At 69.1% G+C, this 24,188-nt stretch carries 22 protein-coding genes; 9 read left to right on the top strand and 13 right to left on the bottom strand.

Annotation, left to right across the window (positions count from 1 at the left end):
* Positions 1-688: 688 nt before the first annotated feature.
* Positions 689-3,118, bottom strand: coding sequence for a transglycosylase domain-containing protein (locus PV396_RS34385; RefSeq protein WP_319211367.1), 2,430 nt, complete (start codon positions 3,116-3,118; stop codon positions 689-691).
* 275 nt (positions 3,119-3,393) lie between these two features.
* Between PV396_RS34385 and PV396_RS34380 the strand changes: the two genes are divergently transcribed.
* From PV396_RS34380 to PV396_RS34360, 5 genes are all read left to right on the top strand, one after another.
* The gene (locus tag PV396_RS34380) at positions 3,394-4,341 is read left to right on the top strand and encodes an SPFH domain-containing protein (RefSeq protein WP_319211365.1); all 948 of its coding nucleotides are present in this window, start codon (positions 3,394-3,396) and stop codon (positions 4,339-4,341) included.
* Positions 4,338-4,616 carry a hypothetical protein gene (locus PV396_RS34375; RefSeq protein ID WP_319211363.1) on the top strand — a complete coding sequence of 93 codons (279 nt, stop codon included), beginning with the start codon at positions 4,338-4,340 and terminating at the stop codon, positions 4,614-4,616. Before PV396_RS34380 ends, PV396_RS34375 begins: the two co-directional genes overlap by 4 nt.
* Positions 4,617-4,811: 195 nt before the next feature.
* On the top strand, positions 4,812-5,336 hold the full coding sequence (locus PV396_RS34370) for a PadR family transcriptional regulator (RefSeq protein ID WP_319211361.1): 525 nt from the start codon (positions 4,812-4,814) through the stop codon (positions 5,334-5,336).
* A gap of 11 nt (positions 5,337-5,347) precedes the next feature.
* A complete protein-coding gene (locus PV396_RS34365; protein ID WP_319211403.1) occupies positions 5,348-6,037 on the top strand; it encodes an ABC transporter ATP-binding protein in 690 nt (229 codons plus the stop codon).
* The gene (locus tag PV396_RS34360; protein WP_319211360.1) at positions 6,034-8,364 is read left to right on the top strand and encodes an FtsX-like permease family protein; all 2,331 of its coding nucleotides are present in this window, start codon (positions 6,034-6,036) and stop codon (positions 8,362-8,364) included. Before PV396_RS34365 ends, PV396_RS34360 begins: the two co-directional genes overlap by 4 nt.
* A gap of 89 nt (positions 8,365-8,453) precedes the next feature.
* On the opposite strand, the gene PV396_RS34355 is transcribed toward PV396_RS34360, so the two are convergent.
* The 4 genes from PV396_RS34355 to PV396_RS34340 all read right to left on the bottom strand — a co-directional run bounded on the left by PV396_RS34355 (position 8,454) and on the right by PV396_RS34340 (position 11,556).
* Complete coding sequence (locus tag PV396_RS34355) at positions 8,454-8,882, bottom strand: hypothetical protein (protein ID WP_319211358.1); 429 nt, start codon at positions 8,880-8,882, stop codon at positions 8,454-8,456.
* Positions 8,883-8,890: 8 nt separating this feature from the next.
* Positions 8,891-9,289 carry a roadblock/LC7 domain-containing protein gene (locus PV396_RS34350; protein ID WP_319211356.1) on the bottom strand — a complete coding sequence of 133 codons (399 nt, stop codon included), beginning with the start codon at positions 9,287-9,289 and terminating at the stop codon, positions 8,891-8,893.
* A 41-nt stretch (positions 9,290-9,330) separates the two neighbouring features.
* A complete protein-coding gene (locus PV396_RS34345) occupies positions 9,331-10,422 on the bottom strand; it encodes a MarR family transcriptional regulator (protein WP_319211354.1) in 1,092 nt (363 codons plus the stop codon).
* Between the two features lie 180 nt (positions 10,423-10,602).
* Positions 10,603-11,556 (bottom strand): LysR substrate-binding domain-containing protein, encoded by a 954-nt coding sequence (locus tag PV396_RS34340; protein WP_319211353.1) that lies wholly within the window; start codon positions 11,554-11,556, stop codon positions 10,603-10,605.
* Positions 11,557-11,644: 88 nt separating this feature from the next.
* Here PV396_RS34340 and PV396_RS34335 point away from each other — a divergent pair, with 88 nt between their 5' ends.
* Complete coding sequence (locus PV396_RS34335) at positions 11,645-12,178, top strand: carboxymuconolactone decarboxylase family protein (protein ID WP_319211351.1); 534 nt, start codon at positions 11,645-11,647, stop codon at positions 12,176-12,178.
* A gap of 143 nt (positions 12,179-12,321) precedes the next feature.
* The gene (locus PV396_RS34330; RefSeq protein WP_319211349.1) at positions 12,322-13,260 is read left to right on the top strand and encodes a M56 family metallopeptidase; all 939 of its coding nucleotides are present in this window, start codon (positions 12,322-12,324) and stop codon (positions 13,258-13,260) included.
* A gap of 90 nt (positions 13,261-13,350) precedes the next feature.
* Here the strand turns inward: PV396_RS34330 and PV396_RS34325 are convergent, their stop codons facing one another.
* The 4 genes from PV396_RS34325 to PV396_RS34310 all read right to left on the bottom strand — a co-directional run bounded on the left by PV396_RS34325 (position 13,351) and on the right by PV396_RS34310 (position 18,608).
* Entirely contained in the window at positions 13,351-14,871 is a 1,521-nt protein-coding gene (locus PV396_RS34325) for an AI-2E family transporter (RefSeq protein ID WP_319211347.1), read from the bottom strand.
* A 188-nt stretch (positions 14,872-15,059) separates the two neighbouring features.
* Complete coding sequence (locus PV396_RS34320) at positions 15,060-15,773, bottom strand: transglycosylase SLT domain-containing protein (protein ID WP_319211345.1); 714 nt, start codon at positions 15,771-15,773, stop codon at positions 15,060-15,062.
* 397 nt (positions 15,774-16,170) lie between these two features.
* On the bottom strand, positions 16,171-17,496 hold the full coding sequence (locus PV396_RS34315; RefSeq protein WP_319211343.1) for a PhoH family protein: 1,326 nt from the start codon (positions 17,494-17,496) through the stop codon (positions 16,171-16,173).
* Positions 17,497-17,831: 335 nt separating this feature from the next.
* Complete coding sequence (locus tag PV396_RS34310; RefSeq protein ID WP_319211341.1) at positions 17,832-18,608, bottom strand: isoprenyl transferase; 777 nt, start codon at positions 18,606-18,608, stop codon at positions 17,832-17,834.
* Positions 18,609-19,659: 1,051 nt separating this feature from the next.
* Here PV396_RS34310 and PV396_RS34305 point away from each other — a divergent pair.
* Positions 19,660-20,016, top strand: a complete 357-nt coding sequence (locus PV396_RS34305) for a DUF192 domain-containing protein (protein ID WP_319211340.1) — start codon at positions 19,660-19,662, stop codon at positions 20,014-20,016.
* Positions 20,017-20,355: 339 nt separating this feature from the next.
* On the opposite strand, the gene PV396_RS34300 is transcribed toward PV396_RS34305, so the two are convergent.
* Complete coding sequence (locus tag PV396_RS34300; RefSeq protein ID WP_319211338.1) at positions 20,356-21,165, bottom strand: class I SAM-dependent methyltransferase; 810 nt, start codon at positions 21,163-21,165, stop codon at positions 20,356-20,358.
* Between the two features lie 115 nt (positions 21,166-21,280).
* Between PV396_RS34300 and PV396_RS34295 the strand changes: the two genes are divergently transcribed.
* The gene (locus tag PV396_RS34295; RefSeq protein ID WP_319211337.1) at positions 21,281-21,769 is read left to right on the top strand and encodes a DinB family protein; all 489 of its coding nucleotides are present in this window, start codon (positions 21,281-21,283) and stop codon (positions 21,767-21,769) included.
* A gap of 12 nt (positions 21,770-21,781) precedes the next feature.
* Here the strand turns inward: PV396_RS34295 and PV396_RS34290 are convergent, their stop codons facing one another.
* The 3 genes from PV396_RS34290 to PV396_RS34280 form a co-directional block, all read right to left on the bottom strand.
* The gene (locus PV396_RS34290; RefSeq protein WP_319211335.1) at positions 21,782-22,291 is read right to left on the bottom strand and encodes a GNAT family protein; all 510 of its coding nucleotides are present in this window, start codon (positions 22,289-22,291) and stop codon (positions 21,782-21,784) included.
* A gap of 47 nt (positions 22,292-22,338) precedes the next feature.
* Positions 22,339-22,917 (bottom strand): dihydrofolate reductase family protein, encoded by a 579-nt coding sequence (locus tag PV396_RS34285; protein ID WP_319211334.1) that lies wholly within the window; start codon positions 22,915-22,917, stop codon positions 22,339-22,341.
* A 567-nt stretch (positions 22,918-23,484) separates the two neighbouring features.
* A complete protein-coding gene (locus PV396_RS34280; protein WP_319211332.1) occupies positions 23,485-24,171 on the bottom strand; it encodes a hypothetical protein in 687 nt (228 codons plus the stop codon).
* Between the last annotated feature and the right edge of the window lie 17 nt (positions 24,172-24,188).

Genomic DNA, 24,188 nt, shown 5'->3' with positions numbered 1-24,188 from the left:
ACCCGACACGACAGTCGGGCTACCGGCCTGCCCGCCAGCAGCCGCGGAAGGCGAAACGGTCTACCGACTCCGTCGGCAGACCGTCACGAAAGATCGAGGCTAGGAACAACATGCCCAAGATCTAAATCTGGACATTCAGAAACGCACCCTACGGGATTATTGCACCCGCAATGTCCCGAAATTGAGTCGCCGAGCGACCCTAGACGATCCGCGCATATCGGGGCTTAATCGGCGGCCTCCGGCGTCTACCGGACATCCTGCGGCTGACATTTCTTTCCCCAGCCAACGTGTGCGACTACGAGCCGGCCGTCGTCTCTCCCAGCGCGCCCCGGACACGCCGGTCTTCCCCCTCTCTTCAGGAGGTCATCCATTGGAGAAGTTGCCTCACACGGGAACGGCCAATCTGCGTCGCCGCCTCCGCGTTCTTCCTGATCTGGGCCGGCGCCCTGGCCACTGATCATCAGCCTCATCAGCATGCCCAGGAGCACAACCTGATCCCGCCCCCAGGCGATCTGCGTGTACCGGATAAGGATCGACGTCGGAACTGAACGCGGCTCGAATCGGCCTCGCACCGAACATGGCGACGGCGAGCGGAACCACACCACACGCGATCCATCGCACTATGCGCAGCTGATCGGCCGTACGAGTAACGCCCCGACCGATCGGCTGGGTCCCTTCTCAAACATGCTTACTGGCCGTCTTCCGGGGCGGGGGGACTGAAGGTGATGCCCCCCGCCGGGCCCGTCGGGGTCGGCGTGGGAGTCGGCGTCGGCGTGGGAGTCGGGGTCGGCGTCGGAGTCGGGGTCGGCGTCGGGGTCGGCGTCGGGGTCGGCGTGGGAGTCGGCGTCGGCGTCGGGGTCGGCGTGGGAGTCGGCGTCGGCGTCGGCGTCGGCGTGGGAGTTGGCGTCGGTGACGCCGTCGGCTTCACGCCCGCGCCCAGCTTGGTGTCCAGGTCGAACTTGGTCACCTTGTCCATCACACCGAAGGTGTACTCCGCCCAGATCTTCGCCGGGTAACCGCCGCCGTTGACCCGGGGGAAGCCTCCCGCGCCGTACAGCGGAACCTGAGCGTGGGTCTTGAAATCCTCACCGAACAGACCTACGGAAGTGACAAGGCCCGGCGTATAGCCCGTGAACCAGGCCGACTTGTTCTTGTCGGATGTCCCTGTCTTGCCCGCCACCTGCTGCCTCTTGCGGTTCTTCGCCTGAGCCACCGAGGCTTTGGCCGTACCGTCGTTGACCACGCCCGTCAGCACCGACGTGACCGCGTCGGCGGCCTCGCGGGTGATGATCTGCTCGCCGAGCGGCGAGGGCATCTCGACCGTACGGTCCTTGTGCTCGGCCGACCCCACGATGGCCGGGGTGACCTTGCGGCCGTGGTTGTCGATGGTGGCGTAGACGCCGGCCATCTCCATCGGGCTCGCGCCCATCGTGCCGAGGGTCTGCGCGGGCACCGCCTGCAGCCCCTTGGTGTCCAGGCCGAGTTCGTCCGCGACCTCCATGACCTCGGGCATCCCGACGTCGACGCCCATCTGTGCGAACACCGAGTTGATCGACTTGTTCATCGCGATCTGGACGGTGACGTCGCCGTAGTCGGCGTCGTCCTCGTTGGGCGGGCCGAAGCCGACCTTCTTGCCGTCGGACACCACCTGCCGGCCGCTCGTGCCGTCGTAGATCGTGTCCGGGTTGATCAGGTCGCCGTCCTGCGTGCGTGCCTGCTTCTCCATGGCCGCCGCGAGGATGATCGGCTTGAAGGTGGACGCGGGCTGGTAGTCCCGCCGGGTCGCGTTGTTGTAGTAGTGCTTGAAGTAGTCGACCCCGCCGTACAGCGCGAGCACCCGACCGGTCTTCGGGTCGACGGACACGGCACCGGCCTGGACGTTGCCGTCGACCTTGCGCTTCTTCGCGTCGAGCTTGCTGGTGAGCTGGCTCTTGACGGCCTGCTCCAGCGCGACCTGCTTCTTGCGGTCGATGTTGAGCGTGATCGTCCAGCCGCCCGCGTCGACCTGCGCCTTGGCGTCCTCGGCGTCGTCGGCCGTGCCCTCCGCGACGAGCTGCTTGGCCAGCTCGCTCTTGGCGGCGTCGACGAGGTAGCCGGTCTGGCCCTCGAGGCCGGGGGCGCCCTTGGGGTCCTTCGGGTACGGGAACTTCATGGTGGAGCGCGTGGCCTGGTCGAGCCAGCCCTCCTCGACCATGTTGTCGAGCACGTAGTTCCAGCGGGCGGTCACCAGCTTCTTGCCGGTCTCGGAGGCGACCGCCCAGTCGTACTGGCTCGGCGCCTGGAGCAGCGCGGCGAGGTAGGCGCCCTGCTCGACGGTGAGCTTCTTGGCGTCGACGCGGAAGTAGGCCTGCGCGGCGGCCTGGATGCCGTAGGAGTCGCGGCCGTAGTAGTTGGTGTTGATGTAGCCGGCGAGGATGAAGTCCTTGGTCTTCTCGCGGTCCACCTTCAGCGAGATGACCAGCTCCTTCAGCTTGCGCGTGACGGTCTGGTTCTGGTCCAGGTAGTAGTTCTTGACGTACTGCTGGGTGATCGTCGAACCACCCTGTTTGCCCTTGCCGGACAGTGTGTTGATCAGACCTCGGGCGGTGCCCTTGAGGTCGACGCCGGCGTCCTTGTAGAAGGACTTGTTCTCGGCCGCGACGAAGGTCAGCTGGACCTTCTTGGGTACGTCGGACAGGTCCACGATCTCGCGGTTCACCGTTCCGGTGCGGGCGAGGACCGTTCCGTCGCTGTACTTGTAGATGTTGCTCTGGAGCTTCGCGGCGTCGTTGCCCGCGGCGGGCACGTCGATCATCAGGTACAGCACGATGAAGCCGCCCATGCCGAGCAGGACGAAGCCGAAGAACGCGCCGAGGATCTTCTTCCAGGTGAACAGCCGGCGGATGAAACTCTTACCTTCTTTACCGCCCTTGCCGCCTTTTCCGCCCTTGCCGCGCGCCGCCGCTCGGGCCGCCGCCCGGCCCTGGGGCAGGCTCGCGGTCGCGGTGCCGACCGCGGTCCCGCTCTCGGCTCCGGCCGCGTCGTCGGTACCGGTCGACACCGGCTGGGTCGAACGCTTGGGCGCCGCGCGGCGGCCACCGCGTTGCTGCCGCGCTCGTCTCTCGTCCGCTCGTCCCATGGGTCGCTTCGCTCCGGTTCCTTCTTGCGTTCCGTCTCGTACGGCACACAAGTTCGTGGGTCAGGTCAGCTCAGAAAAATAACACCGGCAGATATGACGACGAGATTCCGATCCCGTCTTTCCGGGACGTGACAATCAGCACCCGCCCCAATGGAACCGACCGCTGGAGGGTGCGGAAGGTTGCCGGGCAGGGTAAAGTGATATCACTTAGATAGGACGCCGCTAGCGCCGCAGCGGCGCCCGGCTGCACCAGCCACGAAACGGGGGAACCATCCATGACCACGGACAACTCCACTCCGACCACCGACCCCGGCGTCGATCTGCCCGACATGCCCGACCCTCAGATCCGGGAGACCCGGGCGCACAGCATCGGCGGCGGACTCGCCCTGCTGCTGGGACTGCTCGGACTCGCACTCGGTATAGGCATGGCCGTCAGTTCGACGACCGTCTCCGATGGCGGGGCCAAGGCCGCACTGATCGTCCCCGGCATTCTGATCGCACTGTCCGCCTTCATCGCCATGTGCGGCCTGAACATGGTCGCGCCGGGCGAGGCCAGGGTCGTCCAGCTCTTCGGGCGGTATCGGGGGACGATCCGGCAGGACGGGCTGCGCTGGGTGAACCCCCTCACGTCGCGCACCACGATCTCGACCCGGGTCCGCAACCACGAGACGGCCGTCCTCAAGGTCAACGACGCCTACGGCAACCCGATCGAGCTCGCCTCGGTCGTGGTGTGGAAGGTCAAGGACACCGCGCAGGCGACGTTCGAGGTGGACAACTACGTCGACTTCGTCGCCACCCAGACCGAGGCCGCCGTCCGGCACATCGCCATCGAGTACCCGTACGACGCCCATGAGGAGGACGGGCTCTCGCTGCGCGGCAACGCCGAGGAGATCACCGAGAAGCTGGCCGTCGAGCTGCACGCGCGCGTGGCGGCGGCCGGGGTGCAGATCATCGAGTCCCGCTTCACCCACCTCGCGTACGCTCCCGAGATCGCCTCCGCGATGCTCCAGCGGCAGCAGGCGGGGGCGGTCGTGGCCGCGCGGCGGCTGATCGTCGACGGCGCGGTGGGGATGGTCGAGGCCGCGCTCGCCCGGATCACCGAGCAGGACATCGTGGAGCTGGACTCCGAACGGAAGGCGGCGATGGTGTCGAACCTGCTGGTGGTGCTGTGCGGTGACCGTGCGGCCCAGCCGGTCCTGAACACGGGGTCCCTGTACCAGTGAGCGATTCCGCCGGGGGCCCGGCGCCCGAAGAGCCCGAGCGCACCCCGCGTCGGCCGCAGCAGCAGCGCAAGCAGGTGTTGCTGCGGCTGGACCCCGCCGTGTACGAGGCGCTGGCCCGGTGGGCGGGGGACGAGCTGCGTTCGGCCAACGCGCAGATCGAGTTCGTGCTGCGGCGGGCGCTGGCGGAGGCGGGGCGGCTGCCGGGGGACGCCGGGCCGATCCCCCGGCGCGGGCGCCCTCCCGGAAGCTCCACCTCCGGACCCCCGTCGGCCTGACGGGCATCGCGCCCAAGTGCCGGACGGGCTGGGGAGACCCGTCCGGCCCTGAAACGGCTGCCGGTGACAGAACCGTGACAATCGGCCCCCACCTGCGCACTCACCGACCCGCCGCCCCCTTCGTCCCACCCTCCTCCACGACCTATACACCGCACGTATAAACACCACGTATACCCCGTGCGTATAGTCCTTCCCATGTCCATCGGTCACACCCTTCTGGGACTCCTGGAGTCCGGCCCCCGACACGGTTACGACCTGAAGCGGGCCTTCGACGAGAAGTTCGGGCACGATCGCCCGCTGCACTACGGGCAGGTCTACTCGACGATGTCCCGGCTGCTGAAGAACGGGCTCGTCGAGGTCGACGGGATCGAGGCCGGCGACGGGCCCGAGCGGAAGCGCTACGCGATCACCGACGCCGGGGTCACCGACGTACAGCGGTGGCTCGCCACACCCGAGAAGCCCGAGCCGTATCTGCAGTCGGTCCTCTACACGAAGGTCGTCCTCGCGCTCCTCACGCACCGGAACGCCGGCGAGATCCTCGACACTCAGCGCTCCGAGCATCTGCGGATGATGCGCATGCTGACCGAGCGCAAGCGCAAGGGCGGCCTCGCCGACCAGCTCATCTGCGACCACGCCCTGTTCCATCTCGAAGCCGATCTGCGCTGGCTGGAGCTGACCGCCGCGCGGCTCGACAAACTCGCCCAGGCGGTGACGGCCTGATGACCGCTCCCATGGCCGCGCCTCCCGGTTCCCTGCTCGTCGCGACCGAGCTGCGCAAGACCTACGGTTCGACGAACGCGCTCGACGGCGCCGATTTCTCGATACACCCCGGCGAGGTCGTCGCCGTGCTGGGCCCGTCCGGGTCCGGCAAGTCGACCCTGCTGCACTGTCTCGCCGGGATCGTGCCGCCCGACTCCGGGTCCATCGCGTACGACGGGCTCGAGCTGGCCGGGATGAGCGACACGCGGCGCAGTCAGCTGCGGCGCTCCGAGTTCGGGTTCGTGTTCCAGTTCGGGCAGCTCGTCCCCGAACTCACCTGCGTCGAGAACGTGGCGCTGCCCCTGCGTCTCAACGGGGTCTCCCGCAAGGAGGCCGCGCGGACCGCGCTGTCCTGGATGGAACGGCTCGAGGTCGACGACCTCAAGGGCAAGCGGCCCGGCGAGGTCTCCGGCGGCCAGAGCCAACGCGTCGCCGTCGCGCGGGCGTTGGTCACCGGTCCCCGGGTGCTGTTCGCCGACGAGCCCACCGGCGCCCTCGACTCGCTCAACGGCGAGCGCGTGATGGAGCTGCTCACCGAGGCCGCCCGGTCGACCAACGCGGCCGTCGTGCTCGTCACGCACGAGGCACGGGTGGCCGCCTACTCGGACCGGGAGGTCGTCGTACGGGACGGGAAGTCGCGGGACATGGAGCGCGTCGTATGAGCGCACGGCAGTGGGCACAGGACCTGGGCATGGGGGTCCGGTTCGCCTTCACGGGCGGACGCGAGGGCTGGGGACGGGTTCTGCTGACGGCCGTCGGCGTGGGGCTCGGGGTGGCGCTGCTGCTGCTGACGACCGCCATCCCGAGCGCGCTGGCGGCCCGGCACGAGCGCGAGAGCGCCCGCACGGACGTCGTGTTCGTCGACAAGCAGCTGCCGAAGGCCGACAACACCCTGGTCGTCGCCAGAGTCGACACGACCTTCCGCACGGACGACATACGCGGGCGGGAACTGGAACCCGAAGGGGCACGGGCACCCCTGCCGCCAGGGGTCGACAAGTTCCCCGCGGTCGGGGAGATGTTCGTCTCGCCCGCTCTCGATCGGCTGCTGAAGTCCGACGACGGCAAGCTGCTGCGGGAACGGCTGCCGGACCGGATCGTCGGCACCATCAAGGACAGCGGGCTCGTCGGACCGGCCGAACTCACCTTCTACCGGGGTGGCGAGGGGCTGTCGAAACATTTCTCCGGCGGTGTGGTGGCGCGGCTCAACCGGTTCGGGGATCCGCATCCGGCGACCGAGGGTATGGATCCTGTACTGATCCTGCTCACCCTCGTGGCCTTCGTGGTGCTGCTGATGCCTGTCGGCGTCTTCATCGCCACGGCCGTACGCTTCGGCGGTGAGCGGCGCGACCGGCGGCTGGCCGCGCTGCGGCTGGTCGGGGCCGACAGCATGATGACCCGGCGGGTCGCCGCGGGCGAGGCCTTCGCCGGTGCCGCGGTCGGGCTCGTCCTCGGCACCGTCTTCTTCCTGATCGGCCGTCAGGCAGCGGCATACATCTCCATCCTCAACCTGAGTGTGTTCCCCAGCGACCTGAATCCGGCGCCGGCGCCGGCCGTCCTGGTCGGGGTCGTCGTGCCGGTGGCCGCCGTGCTGGTCACCCTGTTCGCGCTGCGCGGTGTGGTGATCGAACCGCTCGGTGTGGTGCGCACGGCTCGGCCCCCGCGCCGTCGCCTGTGGTGGCGGCTGCTGCTGCCGCTGGGCGGGGTCGCGGCGCTCTACCCCATGATCGGGCAGGGCAACGACTCCGGGAACTTCAACGACCTCCTCGTCATCGTCGGTGTCTCGCTGCTGCTCATCGGGGTGACCGCGCTTCTGCCCTGGGTCGTCGAGGCAGCGGTCGCCCGGCTCGGCTCCGGTGGACTTTCCTGGCAACTGGCCGTCCGACGGCTTCAGTTGAGCAGCGGCACGGCGGCCCGCATGGTGAACGGCATCGCGGTGGCGGTGGCCGGCGCGATCGCGCTGCAGATGTTCTTCACAGGGGTCTCCGGCGCCTACGAGACCCCGTCGAGACAGAATGTCGAGCGGGCCCAGATGGAGGTCGGCGTACCCGAAGACGTCCCGCTCCTCCCGGCGGGCCGACACATCGCTGAAACCGAGGGTGTTCGGAAGGTCACCGTTCTCTTCTACGGTTCGTTGGGCGAGAAGCCCAAGTCCGCGCAGAAGTACACCGAGGTGACCATCGGCGACTGCGTGGCGCTGCGCGAGGTGGGCCGGCTCCCCTCCTGCCGGGACGGCGACGTCTTCGCCGTTCGGGGTGCCGACTACGAGACGGACACGGCTCTGGCGGTCGAACCGGGCCTGAAGGTGTGGATCAGCCCGCGCAGTCTGGAGTCCGAGAAACCGGCGGTCGCCTGGACGGTGCCGGCGGGCCTCAAGCAGGCCGCCTCGCGCGAGGACCCGGCCGGGGGCGAGAACGGTGGCCTCCTCGCCACACCGGGCGCCCTGCCCAAGGAGATCGTGGCGCAGGCCGCCGGACGTATCTTCGTCAGCCTCGATCCCCGGGTGGCTGACGCCCCCGACCTGGTCCGCAACACAGCGGCGCGGATCGACCCCCTGGCGGATCCCCAGACCTGGACGGCCACCAACCGCACCAAGCAGTTCAACTCGATCCGCACCGGCCTGTTCGTCGGCTCCACCGTCGTCCTGCTGCTGATCGGGGTGAGTCTGCTGGTCTCCCAGCTGGAGCAGCTGCGTGAGCGCCGGAAGCTGCTGTCGTCCCTGGTCGCCTTCGGCACCCGGCGGCGCACCCTGAGCCTGTCGGTGCTGTGGCAGACGGCGATCCCTGTCGGACTGGGACTGCTGCTGTCGACGGTGGTGGGGCTGGTCCTGGGCGTCGTCCTGCTGAAGATGACGAGCAGGTCGATCGGCGTCGACGGGGCCGCCGTACTCACGATGACCGGCATCGGCGCGGGTGTCGTACTGCTGGTGACGGCGCTGAGCCTGCCACCGCTGCTGCGGCTGATGCGACCGGACGGCCTGCGGACCGAGTAGCCGTCCTCCCCCGCGTCCGGCTCCCCCGATCCGGCCGGCGCACGGGCCCCTCTCCAGGACCTCGGTTTCCTGGGGAGGGGCTCAGTCGCTCAGAGGCTGTACTCCTTGACCACCCGCCGCACCTGGGCGAAGAGCATGCCGACGTTGACCGCCTTGCGGCAGACGACCACGGCGACGACGTCCTGCTGCTCGTTCAGCCGCACGAACAGGTGAGTGAGGTTCTCGCTGTTGACGAGGATCTCCTGGAAGAAGTGCTCGTCGCTCTGGACGCCCCGCCGTTCCTTGAACACGTCCTCGATCATCACGACCGTACGGCCCTGGAACAGGTCGAGAGTCGCGCCCGCCAGCAGGTCCAGCACCTCCGGCGGATGGCTGTCGACCGTCTCGTACGAGAGAAGCATCCCGGTGGCCATGTCGACCACCCCGGACGCGACACACTCGGGGGCATCGGTACGGAGTGCCTTGACCAGGCTCATGACCTGGTCGGAGAAGCCTGCGGTCATGCGTTTCGTCCCCATCCCTTCCTTCACACTCCTTCGGTCGCCACGGCCGGGTCCGGCGCGGTGAGGATCGTGCCGATCCGGCGCAGCGCCGGCTGGGTCGCCCTGTGCAGCCGCTCCAGGTCGACGCCCTCGTCGCCGAGTACGACCATCAGCGCCATGTCCCCGACGGCGTAGAACGCGGCGCAGCCCTGGCTGCCGTAGGTGACCGTCCGGCGCAGGGTGCCGCGTCCGGTCGCCTCGGCGGCCCGGCGGGCGAGGCCGAGTCCTGCGGCGGCGATGGCGGCGAGGCCCTCGGGGTCGATCGACTCCGCGGTGTCCGCCGCTATGAGCAGTCCGTCGGTCGCGGCAATCGCCGTGTCGGTGATTCCGTCCACTTTTTCGCGCAGGTCGCGCATTTCCATGGCCAGCGCTTTGTGGTCCATGTACTCAACTCCCCTATGACTTCATGAACTTCAATGAGCTGCTACGAATTGCCATGGGTTCCGTTCCGCATGCGGAAGAACCCTTTCCAGCTCGCCCCGCGCTTTTCCGGGGCGAGAGATTCGGTGATGCCACTGGCGCCGGGTTCACGGCGGGGCAGTGCGGGAGCGGGAGCCTGCGGCCGGGGCACGGGACGCTGCACGGCCGGTGCGTCGGAGGCGAGGACGGCGGCCAACGCGGTGACGACGGCCGGATCGACCCGCGGCGACGGAGGAGGGGGCGGAGGAGGCGGGGGCAGGGGCGGCGCCGGAGGCTGAGGGGGCGGCGGCCGGCGCTGCCGCAGTCCCTCCTCCGGCACCCGTACGACCGGAAGGGGCCCTGCTCCCTCGGCGCACTCCAGAAGCCCGGCCCCGACCATCCGCGCCACCTCGACGGTCACCGTGTACACCCCCCGCCCGGTACGGAAGGCCAGGTCACGAGCGGTCCGGCGGCCGTCTGCCTGGGCCAGCAACTCCTGCTGTACGGGGGTGAGCTGACCCTCGCCGACCGCCACCGTCGCCGAACTCGGGCTCGGGCGCTCACGGTTCGGACGTACCGGGTGGGGCAGGGCGGCGAGGGCGGCGAGCTTGCGGTTGGCGTCCTGGAGCAGCCGGACCGGCCCCTCCCCCACCGGGACGGGGGCCAACGGCTCGGCCCCGGGGTCGCGTTCACAGGCGTCCACCCGGCCCGCCACGACCGCGAAGACGGCGTCCCGTAACGCCATCATGCAGACGACGCGCAGCTGGACGGCGCCCGCGTACCCGTGCCTGATCAGCTCCGCGCCCGGCCAGCGCGCTCCCCCCGCCTCCCGCACCAGCTCGGCCCACTCCTCCCCGCTGATCCGGCGCGAGCGCAGCAGCAGGGCCTCCGGGGCGGGGGCGCCCGGGCTCTCGGCGCCGACGACGAGACCCCGCCGGAAATGAAAGGTGCCACCGGGACTGCCGGACGCGCGCAGCGCCCCGGTGAACTCCTCGCGCCCACAGTCGGCCAGCGAGTTCAGCAGCAGCTCGTAGCCGATCCGGCCGAGGGAGTCCGGGGACAGGGAATCCGGGGGCGGGCAGTCCGGGGAGGATACGGAATCGCGGATGACCGACATCACTCCCCTTGACCTTGCCCATCGGCATTTCGCACATACGCCTGACGCGTAGCACTGAGGGGGTATGTGTATCAGTCCGGGCGCATATTCAGGCCGGGGTCTTGTCACCTGACGGAACTTGAGTTCTATCGCCGCCCAACAGTCGTTGTTCGACGCTCATTTGATCGAACAGTCACCTGTTCAGTCGCCCAACACCCGTACCGGCAACGGCCTCAGCGCCTCCCGCAGAGCCACCGCCAGCTCCTCGTACTCCGCGCCCCGCACGGCGCCCGCGCGCATCGCGAGGCCGATCCGGCGGGCCGGGGCCGGGGCGGCGAAGCGGCCGGTGCGGAGCTGGTCGTCGCGGCCCGCCTCGACCTTGACGGCGATGTGCGGCAACAGCGTCACCCCGAGGCCGCCGGCCACGAGCTGGACGAGGGTGGACAGACCGGCGGCCGTCGCGGTGACCGGGGCGTCGGCGCGCCCGGCGTCGCGGCAGATGTCGAGCGCCTGGTCGCGCAGACAGTGCCCCTCGTCGAGAAGCAGCAGGTCGAGCTCGCGCAGCGCCTCGCGCGGGATGTCCGTGAGGCCGCCGAGCGGATGCCCGAGGGGCGTGACGAGCACGAAGTCCTCGTCGAACAGGGGGAGTTCGACGATTCCGGCCTGTCCGGCCGGTACGGCGATCAGCAGCAGGTCGAGCCGGCCCGTGGTGAGCCCGTCCAGGAGGCCGGCGGTCTGCTCCTCGTGGACCTGGAGGTCGAGGTCCGGGTAGCGGTCGTGGACCAGTCGCAGGACGGTGGGCAGGAGGTAGGGCGCGACGGTCGGGATCACCCCGAGCCGCAGGGCCCCGGTGAAGGGCGCGCGCACGGCCTCGGCCTCCTCCATCAGCGCGTCGACCGACTCCAGCACGGCCCGGGCGCGTACGGCGAGCCGCTCACCGGCGGGCGACAGCAGCACCTTGCGGGTGGTGCGCTCGACGAGGGTCACGCCGAGCGCCTCCTCCAGGGCGGCGACGGCACCCGAGAGGGCCGGCTGGCTCATGCCGATCGCGGCGGCGGCGTCCCGGAAGTGCAACTGCTCGGCGACGGCGACGAAGGCGCGCAGCTGGGCGAGACTGGGCCGACGGCGCCCGTCGGTGTTCCTGGCCGCGGCCATGCCGTACTCCTCACTCACAGTTTGATAGCTTTCACGGATCAACATGGCAGAGTGTAGTGATTCTCCCGATCAATGGTGGTGACTGGGTATGGGCCTCGCCGAACTGAAGTCCGCTCTGCCGGACTACGCGGCGGACCTGCGCGTCAACCTGGGGAGGGCCATCGACGGCTCCGGGCTCACCGGGCAGCGGCTGTGGGGCACCGTGCTGGTCTGCGCGATCGCGTCCCGCTCACCTCGCGTACTGCGCGAGCTGGGGCCGGAGGCCAGGGCGTGGCTCTCCCCGGAGGCGTACACGGCCGCCCGCGCGACCGCCGCCTCGATGGCGGTGAGCAACGTCTTCCACCGCACTCGCCATCTGCTCTCCGACCCGGAGTACGGGCGGCTGCGCGCCGGTCTGCGGGCGAACCTGCTCGGTGATCCCGGCGTCGAGCGGACCGACGTCGAGCTGTGGTCGGTGGCGGTGTCGGCGATCAACGCCTGCGGCGCCTGCCTGGACGCCCACGAACGGGTGCTGCGGGCGGCGGGGGTCGACCGGGAGACGGTGCAGGCGGCGTTCAGGATCGCGGCGGTCGTCCAGGCCGTCGGCACGACACTGGACGCGGAGGCGATCCTCGCGGAGTAGTGGAGCAGGCGTCACGGGCCGGGCGGGTGACTGGACGCGGCTCGCGGTACGTCCGACAATGGGCCGACCCTCACCCCGTTCGTCGCCGCCTTCGTGGTACCGGCCGCGAGGACCGTGTTCATCCGTCAGAGGGAGCCGCCCGCATGACCGTCGTCCTGGTGCTGATGGCCGCCGTCGCCCTGACGGCCGCCGCCGTGCTGCCGCGTGTGCTGACCCGGGCCGGGTGGCCCGACCGGGAGCCCGTGCTGGGGCTGTGGGTGTGGCAGTGCCTGGTCGCCACCGTGCTGGTGTGCTGCCTCGCCGCCCTGCTGCTGGGCGCGACGGCCGCGTTCGGCACGGTTCGCGCCCACGCCTTCGCGCCCGCGCCGCCCTCGGTCACCGCCGCCTACCAGCTGGGGCGGGCGCCCGTCTGGCTCACCGTACTGACGCTGCTGCTGGCCTGCGGGGCGGCCTGGACGGTCGCCATGCTCGCCCGGGAACTCGCCGAGGCGCGCAGACGGCGCCGGCTGCGACGCGTACATCTGCGGGAGCGTGCGCCGGATCTGCCCGCCGGTCTTCCGGCCGCCCAGGGGCCGCTGCTGGTTCTGGAGGACGAGTATCCCGACGCCTGGCTGATGCCGGGGCCGACGCCTCAACTCGTCGTCACCACGGGCGCGTTGCGCCGGCTTTCGGACCATGAGCTGGACGCCGTACTCGCCCATGAGCTCGGTCACGCCCGCGCCCGCCACGACTGGCTGCTGCATCTCTCGCAGGCGCTCGCCACCGGCTTCCCGCGCGTCCCGGTCTTCACGCACTTCCGGGACCAGACGCACCGCCTGGTCGAACTGGCCGCCGACGACACGGCTTCCCGGCGCTGCGGCCACCGCACCACCGCGCTCGCCCTGATCGAACTCAACCGTCACCGGGGCGTGTTGTCCTGCGCGTGCACCCGGGGGCAGCTGGGTGACCGGGTCGAGCGGCTGCTCGCGCCTCCGCCGCGCCTTGACGTGCCGTACCGCGCCGCCGCGCTCCTGGCCGCCGGCCTGGCCCCGCTGATCCCGTTGCTGATCGCGTTGGGGCCCGCCCTGAAGGTGCTCAACTGACCTTTGGGTGAGGTGCGTTGGTGTGCGCTGCGCGTCGACCGCCGGTTCGCTGTGGCTGGTCGCGCAGTTCCCCGCGCCCCTTGAGGGGGCCTACGGCCCCTTGGGGGCATCGGTTGGCTCGGCGCGTTGTTGGGACTTGGTCAGGGCGATTTCTGCCGATGTCGCTCCGCGCGGCGGTGGGGCGTGGCGTAGGGACGCCGTTTCCTGGGTGTGGGCCTGGGAGTACGCGCGCAGGTAGCCGACGACCGTGTTCGTCACCGCGACCAGCGGTACGGCGACCACCGCGCCGCCGATCCCCGCCACCATGCCGCCCGCCGCGACGGACAGCACCACCGCCAGCGGGTGGACCCGGACCGCCCGGCCCAGGATGAACGGCTGCAGGATGTGGCCCTCGATCTGCTGCACGGCCAGGACGACCGCCAGCACCAGCACCGCCGTGAGGACACCCTGTGTCACCAGCGCCACCACCACCGCCAGGGCGCCCGAGGCGACCGCGCCGACCAGCGGGATGAAGGAGAACAGGAAGATGAAGACGGCCAGCGGGACGGCCATCGGCACATCCAGGAAGTAGATGCCGAGGCCGATGAAGATGGCGTCGATCAGAGCCACTATCACCGTGCCGCGCACATACGCCGTCAGCGTGCGCCACGCCCGCGGACCGGCGCCGGCGACCCCGGGACGGGCCGCCGCCGGGACCAGCTTCAGCGTCCACTGCCAGATGCGCTTGCCGTCGTAGAGGAGGAAGAGGGTCGAGAAGGCGGCCAGCAGTATGCCGGTCAGCCCCTCGACGATGACCGTGACGCCCTCCAGGCCGGCCGAGGTGATCTCGTCCGTGTTGGCGCCGACCGCGTCGCGCAGGTTCTCGGCGATCTCGTTGATCTGCTTGTCGGTGACGTGGAAGGGGCTCTTGAGCAGCCAGTTGCGCAGCTCGTCGATGCCGTCCTGGATCTGGTCGGCGAGGTTGTCGATGTTCTCCATGACCTGCCAGGTCACGAACCAGCCGATGAGCCCCATGACGACGAACCCGAGGATCGCGGTGAGCGCGGTCGCGGGCCCGCGCGGCATGCCCCAGCGGGTGAGGCGGGCCACCGTCGGCTGGAGCAGCGCCGTGATGAGCAGCGACACCACGAAGGCGAAGACGACGAGTTGGACGGCGCTGATGACCCGCATCAGCACCCAGACGGTGCCCGCGAGCACCAGCAGCCGCCAGCCCGCCTCGGCCGCGACGCGTACGCCCCACGGGACGACGGAAGCGGGCTCGGGCCGGACCGCGACCGCGCCAGGACCGGTGAGGGTGGTGGTGGTCGCGGCGGCGGGAGACCGCTCCCGCTCGGACCCGTGGTCGGGCGGGGAGGACGGCGTGGGGGACGGCGCGGCTGAAGTCGCCGGGGAGGTCTCGGGGGATGTCGCGATCGGTGAGATGCCCGGTTGTTGTCGCGCCGGTTCGGTGCCGTGCGGCAGGTGCACGTCATCCGTGACGTTCACGTCGTGCATATCGTGCGCGACGTCCGTGTGCTCCTTCTCCACCTCGGCCCGGCGTGCGTCCAACCGCTGACCCATCTCGGTCAGCCGGGCACCGGCCCGGCCGAGCCAATGCGGCACTCGCGACATGATCCGCCCTCGTCCCCCGTCTCTCCCTCTGCCCACCGCTCTCCCCTACAGCTCGCGAGCCACGGGAGCGACGGTCCGTATCTGACCGTACACGGCCGAAGCCCCCCACCGAAGGACGGTGAGGGGCTCGGAAAGGTTGAGAGAACCGGGGCGCGGGAGACTCGGCGGACCCGGAAAACCCTGGAGGCCTAGTAGTAGTGGTTGGCCTGCCAGAAGTTCCACGCGCCGCACGGGCTGTCGTAGCGGTCGTTCATGTAGCTCAGGCCCCACTTGATCTGGGTGGCCGGGTTCGTCGCCCAGTCGGCTCCCGCCGAGGACATCTTGGAACCCGGAAGCGCCTGCACCAGGCCGAACGCGTCGGAACTGGGGTTGTCCGCCTGGTAGTTCCAGCTGGACTCGTGGTCCACGATGTTGCTGAAGCACTGGAACTGGTCGGCCGGGACGATCTGGCGCGCCATGTCCTGGACTTCGGCGATCGAGTACGAGGCCTGCTGCGGGAAGCTGGACGCGTCACGTGTCGCGGAACGGCTGGCCGCCTCTTCCGCTTCCTTGCGCGCCTTTGCCTCGGCCTCGGCCTTCTCGGCGGCCTTCTGCTTGGCCACCGCGTCCTTGGCCGCCTGCTTGCGCGCAGACTCCTCGGCGTCCTTCTTTGCGGTGGCGTCGGCGGCGATGGCCTGAATGTCGGCCTGCTGCGTCAGGGACGCGGTCTGCACCTCGGCCTGGGAACCCACGGGGATGTCCGTGAGCAGCGTGGTGTCGCCCACCAGTGCCTCGGCGTCCTGGGGGGTCCCGGTCTGGCCCGAGGCCACACCCGTAACTGCGCCGACAGCGGTGACCGCGGTGGCCGAAGCCACTGCCAGTCCCCGGACCGAAATCCGGCTCACACGGTTTCCTTCCAGCATCGCCCGCTTCGGTGACCTTGGCGGACGCAATCTTGCCCCGAGACACTGGCCTCCCAACTGCGGGTCACGGGAGGCACGGGCCCGGTGGGCAACTCCCTTGCGGGGAGCGCCGCGTGGTGCGCGGGCGGCATACGGCGGCGGTATGGAGTTGAAGGCGGTGCTTCTGTGGTGCCGTACTACTGGGGATACAGATGTGCCGTATGCGGGGCCTGACAGGAGTGAGACTCTGCCGTAACCGGACGCCGGGTGGCAATTCTGAGTTGCGTGTGAAAGCTCACACCTCGTTTGCCCCCAGTGATTTGAGGAAAGCCGCAGACGCGGAAGCGCCGTCCGGCTAGGCTCTTCGCCTTTTGCCGGACGGCGCCGATATACCGACTCCCTATTCACCCATGGAGGGTCAGATGTGCCCGTCCTCCAGCATTTCGGTCACCAGGGCGGCGATCTGGGAGCGTTCGGACCGGTTGAGGGTGACATGCGCGAAGAGCGGGTGGCCCTTCAGCTTCTCGACGACGGCGACGACACCGTCGTACCGGCCGACGCGCAGGTTGTCCCGCTGCGCCACGTCGTGGGTGAGGACCACCCGCGAGTTGGCGCCGATCCGGGACAGCACCGTGAGCAGGACGTTCCGCTCCAGCGACTGTGCCTCGTCCACGATCACGAACGCGTCGTGGAGCGACCGGCCGCGGATGTGGGTGAGGGGCAGCACTTCGAGCATGCCGCGCGCGGTGACCTCTTCGATGACCTCGCGGCTGGTGACCGCGGACAGCGTGTCGAAGACCGCCTGGGCCCAGGGGCCCATCTTCTCGGACTCCGAGCCGGGCAGATAGCCCAGCTCCTGCCCGCCCACCGCGTACAGCGGCCTGAAGACCATCACCTTCTGGTGCTGCCGCCGCTCCAGCACGGCTTCCAGCCCCGCGCACAGCGCGAGCGCCGACTTGCCGGTGCCGGCCCGGCCGCCCATCGACACGATCCCGATGTCCGGATCGAGCAGGATGTCGAGCGCGATCCGCTGCTCGGCACTCCTCCCCTTGATACCGAACGCCTCACGATCCCCTCGTACGAGGCGGACGTTGCCCTCGGACGTGACGCGCCCCAGGGCCTTGCCGCGCTCCGACTGGATCGTCAGACCGGTGTGGACCGGCAGTTCGGCGGCCTCGGGGACGTAGGCGTGCCCTTCCTCGAAGAGGAGGTCCACCTGCTCGCCGGCCAGGGTCAGTTCGGACATTCCGGTCCAGCCGGAGGAGCCCGTGATGGCCAGTTCCGCGCGGTACTCCTCGGCGAGGAGACCGACGGACGAGGCCTTGATCCTGAGCGGCAGGTCCTTCGACACGACGGTGACGTCGTACCCCTCGGCCTGCAGGTTGCGGGCGACCGCGAGGATGCGGGAGTCGTTGTCCCCCAGGCGATAGCCGCTTGGCAGCACGCTGGGGTCCGAGTGGTTGAGCTCGACACGGACGGTCCCACCCAGATCCCCGATCGGGATCGGGGCGTCGAGACGACCGAACCGGACCCGGAACTCGTCCAGCAGGCGCAGCGCCTGCCGGGCGAAGTACCCGAGTTCGGGATGGTGCCGCTTGGCCTCCAGTTCCGTGACCACGACGATCGGCAGCACGACTTCGTGCTCCTCGAAGCGGTTCAGGGCGCCTGGATCGGCCAGCAGGACGCTGGTGTCGAGAACATAGGTGCGCCGGTCTGGCATACGGCGCTTTGTGCTGGTCACCACGGAAGGACGTACCCCCTCGGATGAGGTCGGGGAGCGACGAAGGAGATCTGGACCGGTCGACGGCCGCTGTGCGCGGGCCGAGAACCGGCCCTCCGCCTGTTCGCCCGTGCTGTGACCACACGGTCGGGCTGGTGCAAAGGGCCTCCCGGGCGGACGGCCCCGTGCCGTCCGCTGAGATACGACACCCGTGGTTCGGGTGTCGACCTGCTTGGCTTATGCCCTCGAACATGCGCGACCATGCCACGCCGCATGGCGGCGCGCTGGTGAACTCCTTGTTACTTCCGCACCCTCGACCTCAGGGGCAAGGCCGGTGAACAGCCTGCGGAGCGGGCCGCTCAGCCGCCGTACCGCCGGTGGCGAGCCGCGTAGTCGCGCAGGGCGCGCAGGAAGTCGACCTTGCGGAAGGCCGGCCAGAAGACCTCACAGAAGTAGTACTCCGAGTGGGCCGTCTGCCAGAGCATGAACCCGGACAGCCGCTGCTCGCCGCTGGTACGGATGACGAGGTCGGGGTCGGGCTGGTCGCTGGTGTAGAGGTGCTTGCCGATCATGTCGATGTCGACGCTCTCGGCGAGTTCCTCCAGCGAGGTGCCCTTGTCGTGGGCGTCCAGCATCATCGACCGCACGGCGTCGGCGATCTCCTGCCGACCCCCGTACGCGATGGCGACGTTGACCAGTATTCCGCCTGTCACATGCGCGGTGGACTCCTCGGCCTCCTTGATCTGGGTCTGCATCCGACCCGGGAGCAGATCGAGGTTGCCGACGTGGTGGACGCGCCAACGGCCGTCGGCGGCGAGGGAGGTCACGACGTTCTCGATGATTCCGAGAAGCGGGGCCAGCTCTTCCTGCGAGCGGGTGAGGTTGTCCGTGGAGAGCAGCCAGAGGGTGACGACCTCGACGTCCGTCTCGGAGCACCAGCCGAGGAACTCCTCGATCTTGTCCGCGCCGGCCTTGTGCCCCTGGGCGGTGGTGGAGCCCGCCGCCTTCGCCCAGCGCCGGTTGCCGTCCACGATGACGCCGATGTGCTTGGGCACCTGGTCGTGGTCGAGATGACCCTCGACCCTGCGTGTGTAGACCCTGACCAGCAGCCGGCGCAGGTTGTCGCGCAGCTTCACGTGTTTGTCAGCCCCTCCGTACGGATCGGACAGGCGCGGCCGAGCGCAATCCCTGGCCCGCGGTCCCTGCCCGTGGCGGTCCTCGGGGGTGGCGATCCCCGGAGGGGGAAGCGTACCGCTGCGCGGCGGGGGGTCTTGCGCCTGGGGGAAGGGGAGTGGGGTTCGGGGGCGGGGGATGGGGGCGCGGGAAGGGGGCCGGGGAACTGGGCGCGGGGGATTTGGGACTGGGGGTGTTCGGGGCCGGGGAACTGGGCGGGGGGAGTCGGGACTGGGGAGCCTCGAGGCCGGGGAACTGGGCGGGGGATTCGGGCGTGCGGGAATCAGCCCGAGCGAATAGGGGCGTACGAGGGTCGGTCGTGCGGGGGCCGGTCGTACGGGGTCGGGCGTACGGGGTCGGGCGTACGGGGTCGGGCGTGCGGGGTCGGCGTGCCGGGGGGGGGCGGGCCTGAGCGAATGGGGGCGTGCGTGTCGGGCCTGGGGAATTCGGGCGTGGGCAACGGGAGCGCGTGCCCGGGGAGGGGGGTTGGGGAGGTGGATCGGGGGTGAGGGTGCGGAGGCGGGTCGGAAGCGGGAGAGGGCCGCGCGAGAGGGTCGGAGCGGGAGGCGGCCGAGATGAGAGAGGCCCGGAGCGGGAGGGTTGGAGAGCGGCGGTATCCGGCTGGCTCGTCCGGGCACAAAAAACGGGCCGGTCCGTGGGGGGGAGACGGACCGGCCCGAGGGGGGGTTTCCACCATAACCCTTCGTGAGTGATGCTGTGTGCATCAGCGCGGAACAACTACTCTCCGAAGTCACCCGACAACGCGTGGATGGCCTCGGAACGGGGTTTTCATGGCCGGATCATGGCCGGAAAACAGCTGATTCCCAGGAAAATTCGGGGGATCCGAGGGAATCCGGAGGCATCCAGCACGTTTCACCTCACGATGCACACCCCCGGGCGCTACAGCGCCATTCGAGTGCCGGACACCCGCGGGCGGCACCCCGAACGCGGCGTCCCTCCCAGGGGCGACCCCGTCGCGAACGCCCGCTTGACGCCGTCGCTAACTTCGCAGTCATGGCCTCGTTCACCACGCCCCAGACCCCGGAACCGGTACTGCTGGAGCTCGCCGAGTCGGGCCGAGCGCGCCGGCGCGGCCTGCTGGGCCGGGACGGCATCGAGGGCGCACTGCTCCTGAAGCCCGCGAGTTCCATACACACGTTCGGGATGCGGTTCGCGATCGACGTCGCCTACCTGGACGCAAACACGCGGGTCCGGGCGGTAAGAACCATGCGCCCGGGCCGAGTTGGACTACCCCGCCCCTGGGTGCGGTCGATCCTGGAGGCGGAGGCCGGAGCCCTGGAGAGGTGGGGGGTTCGACGGGGAGTGCGGCTTTCGATCCACACCGACGACGCACCGCCGGAGGGCCGCTGAGCAGGAGCGGGGCGAACTCCGACGAGCCCCGGAGAGGGTGGGCCTGGCACCGCGCAGGCCCCTCCTCCGCGCGGTACCACCCGCGCACTTTGCTCACGCGAATTGCCCTTTACTCAAATTTACGCGACGGCGACCCATGCTCACGAACCCTCGCGATAACGATGTGGAAACCTCGTGAAGCCTTTTCGGGCATACGCACACATCTCTCGCGCATCGAGCGAGAGTGCCGAGATTTCGCCAATATTCGGACGCGTTGAGATGGGCCTGAGCGATATCCGGATGTTTGCCTGCATTAAGCCATGAAATGACGCGAATATCCCTGATTGTCCCCGAGGCCTGTCAGACGGAGGGCTTGCGAGCCTCGAACAGATGGCGGCTGCTGTGCGCCACGAACGAACCCTCGGCCTCGATCAGCTCGTGCAGGGACCGGAGTTGGGGGCGATAGGCCTCCACGGTGAACCCGGGCACCATCCAGATCACCTTGCGCAGGAAGTGCACGACAGCGGCGATGTCGTAGAACTCCATGCGCAGCCGCTCGGCGCGCAGGTCGACAATCTCCAGCCCGGCGGCTTCCGCACCGGCACGCTCACGGTCGGGGTGGCGAGCGCTGCGCTGCTGGTCGGGCTGTGGTCCAAGAAAGTGCTCGACCAGTTCGTACGCGCTGGCCGGCCCGACATGCTGGGCGAAGTACGTACCGCCTGGCCGCAGGACACGGGCGATCTCGGTCCAGTGCGGGACTACGGGGTGCCGGCTGACGACCAGGTCGAAGGCGTCGGCTGCGAAGGGCAGCGGCGCGTCGTCCGGTACGGCGACGACGACCGCGCCGCGCGGATGCAGCAGGGCGGTGGCCCTGGCGACGTTCGGCGGCCAGCCCTCGGTGGCGACGGTGAGCGGCGGCAGCTTCGGGGCGGTGTTGAGGACCTCACCGCCCCCGGTGTGCACATCGAGCGCTGCGGACACACCGGCCAGCCGCTCCCCCATGGCCCGGGCATACCCCCAGGAGGGCCGAGCCTCGGTGGCCCGACCGTCGAACCAGGAGAAGTCCCAGCCGTCGGTGGGAACGGCGGCCCCTTCGGCGAGGAGTTGCTCGAAGGTGGGCGCGGACGCGGACGTGGGCCCGGTTTCGGGTACGGGATCGGGCAAGGACATGGGGGTGATATTCGCAGGCGGCTGTCAGTACCCGCTGCTAATTTTCGCCACGGTGACAGCCGGGCCGTAAAGCGGAGACGGACAGCGGATAGGGAAAGCGGAGGTGGTGCGGGACATGTTGTACGCCGACGACGAGACGACGACACTGCGCGCGAAGCTCGACCAGGAACGGGACGCGGTGCTGTGGAAACTGGAGGGCCTGGACGAGGAGCAGGCCCACAGATCGATGACACCGTCAGGCACAAGCCTGCTGGGGCTGGTGAAGCACCTGGCGTCGGTGGAGTACGGCTGGTTCGTGGAGACGTTCGGCCGCGAGCCGGAGCCTTTCTGGTTCGACCCGTACCTCGGCGAGGACATGACCGCGGGCCCGGACGAGACCATCGCCCAGATCACCGACTTCTACGCCCGCGCCCGCGCCGCCGCCGACCGCGTACTGACGGAACTCCCCCTGGACACCCTGGGCAAGCCGACATGGCGGGACGACGAGTGCTCGCTGCGCTGGGTCCTGGTCCGCATGACGGCGGAGACGGCACGGCACGCGGGGCACATGGACATCGTGCGGGAGTTGATCGACGGAGCGACGGGCGAGTACGACCCGTCGTAACCCTCATGACCGTTATGACAGGCCCGCGTCCAGGACGAGCATGAGGTGTTCGTCGTCGCCGTGACGGACGGTACCCGTACAACGGAAGCCGTGCTTCTCGAGAAGGCGGACGGAGGCGACGTTCCCGGCGAACGGATCGGCGTAGAGGGGCCGATGGGTCTCACGCGACAGGAACAGCCCGAGGGCGACACTCCCGATGCCCCTTCCCCAGTACGGCCGCCCGAGCCAGTACCCGATGAAGCGATAGCCGCCGACCCCCTGTTCGCCTTCCCACCACGCGACGATGCTGCCGGCGGGCTCACCGCGCACGGTGACGGTCTGCACGAAAACGGTGCTGTCGCCGAGGATCTTCGTCTTCCAGTGCGCCATGAAGGCGTCCCTCGGTCGGGGCGTGAACCGCGACCGCCGTACAGCTTCCGAATCATGCTCGTAGGCGAGGAGGAACTCCAGATCGGCTTCGACGACGTCACGGAGTTGTACGTCGTTGCCGGCCCTGCCGTCGGTCACGCTGTCGGTCGTCATGCGGGGAGTCTGGCAGGGACCACTGACAACGACCCGCGCCGATACCGCTACCGACCGCCGCCGACTCGCTCGTACCGCAGGAGTACGACGCCGTTGCCGAAGGTACGTGTCTCGACGAGCTGGAGCCGGGTGAGGTGGTCGGCCTCGGTGAAGAGCGGCCGGCCTCGTCCGATCAGCACGGGGTGGACGCAGAGATGAAACTCGTCCACGAGGTCGTGCCGCAGAAACTCGGCGGCGAGCTCGGCACCGCCGACCGCCATGTCCCCGTCGGCCTGCGCCTTGAGCGCCCGAATCTCCTCCGGGACGACCTCCCTCACGATGGTCGTGTTCCAGTCGGCATGCTCCAAGGTCCGGGAGAACACGTACTTCGGCATGTCCCGCCAGATCCCGGCGAACTCGACCATGGGGTCCGTACTGTCGGCTTCGGCGCCGGCATCGTAGGTGGGCCAGAAGTCGGCCATGAGCTGATAGGTGACACGCCCTTCAAGAAAGGCACCCATGGCCTTGGCCTTCTGATTGAAGTACCGGTGAAGCTCTTCGTCGACGAGATGCCAGTCGATCTCACGGTTGGGTCCCTCGAAGTACCCGTCGAGGGAGATGGACATCATCAGGACGACTTTCCGCACGGCACACACACCTCACCTACGTCTGGGCAGTACTGGCGCGTTCACGGTACTCATCCGGCCATTCATCGGGCCCTGTTGCCACGCGCGGTTTCGCGTTGGCGGCATCTCGGGGCCCGCAAGGCCTTCGAGCCGACGCCTCATTGCCTGACGAGTGGGCGGATGCTGGACGGCGGTTTGTAAAGCCCAGGGCAGCGGAGGATGGGGCGTGGCCACGGGAGTTCCCGTTCCTTGACCGTGCACCTTTCGCCCATTTTCTCCGATTTTGCTGCTGCGGCTCAAACGCCATAGCGGCCAGCAGGTGCGCGGCCGGTCCGGTGACGGTGCGCGCGCCCCGGGCGCTCTTGCCGTCCACCGCGAGGGGTGCTGGCCCCGGCCGGATCGGTGCCGAGCAGGTCGGCGAGCCCGCCCGGGCAGACCGCATTCAGGACGCGGCGCGTGGCCGTTGCGCTCGCGTACGTGACGGGTCACCGATACACCGTCGCACGGCCGTGACCTGCATAAATTCATGAGCTGCAGCGCTTTGAAAGCGCCCTGCCGCTACTCCATCCATGGATTCCTTGTTCTGTGTCAACGATCCTCACTCGTCACGAAGTCCAGCGGATTCTCGAAGCTGACTGTCTCGGCAATTTGCTGGAGAATCCCGCGGTACTCCGCTCTGCGGGCCACCGCTGTCGTGCTGACCGTCAGAACAGCCATGCGCTTGCAGTCAGGATGAGGCAGGTGCGCGTGGACCTGGAGGAGGGGCTGCTGTGAAAGGCCACTTTCGGCTGGCGGACTCAGCGTGCTCTCGCTGAGCGTCGCAGGCCCACAAGGGAGCTCGAGAAATTCGATGCGTGTGTGCCCGACGGCGGACGTCACCGCGCGGGCGGCCGTGACGCCGCGCGGAGAGACGGCAGTGTCACGCCAGGAGATCGTGAAGAAGGAGAGCAACGGCTGGCCGATGTTCGCACCCGCGTCATCCACATCATCGCGGTGCAGACCGATGGAACAGTGCACCGTACCAACCTCGTGGAGTGCTCCGAGCAACTGCTGCCCTGACGCGACGTTGGCAATGAACTGCTGGCGCACCAGTTCATTCGGCGCCGAGTCGAGAAACGGAGCAACTGCCGCACGCAGGTTGTCGGCGGCTGGGGATCCGGGCTCGGAAAGAAACACTTTGAAGGGGAGATCGGTGAAGCCAGCGGGTTGAGCAAACCAGAGCTCCGCTTGGGGGTCATTGACTGAGTCGTGCAGGACAAATGCGGGAGTCTTCAAAGTTTATTCCGAACGTG

It is taken from the genome of Streptomyces sp. ME02-8801-2C (assembly GCF_033793965.1).
Taxonomy (GTDB): Bacteria; Actinomycetota; Actinomycetes; order Streptomycetales; family Streptomycetaceae; genus Streptomyces.
This window is presented reverse-complemented; position numbering and strand designations above follow the sequence as displayed.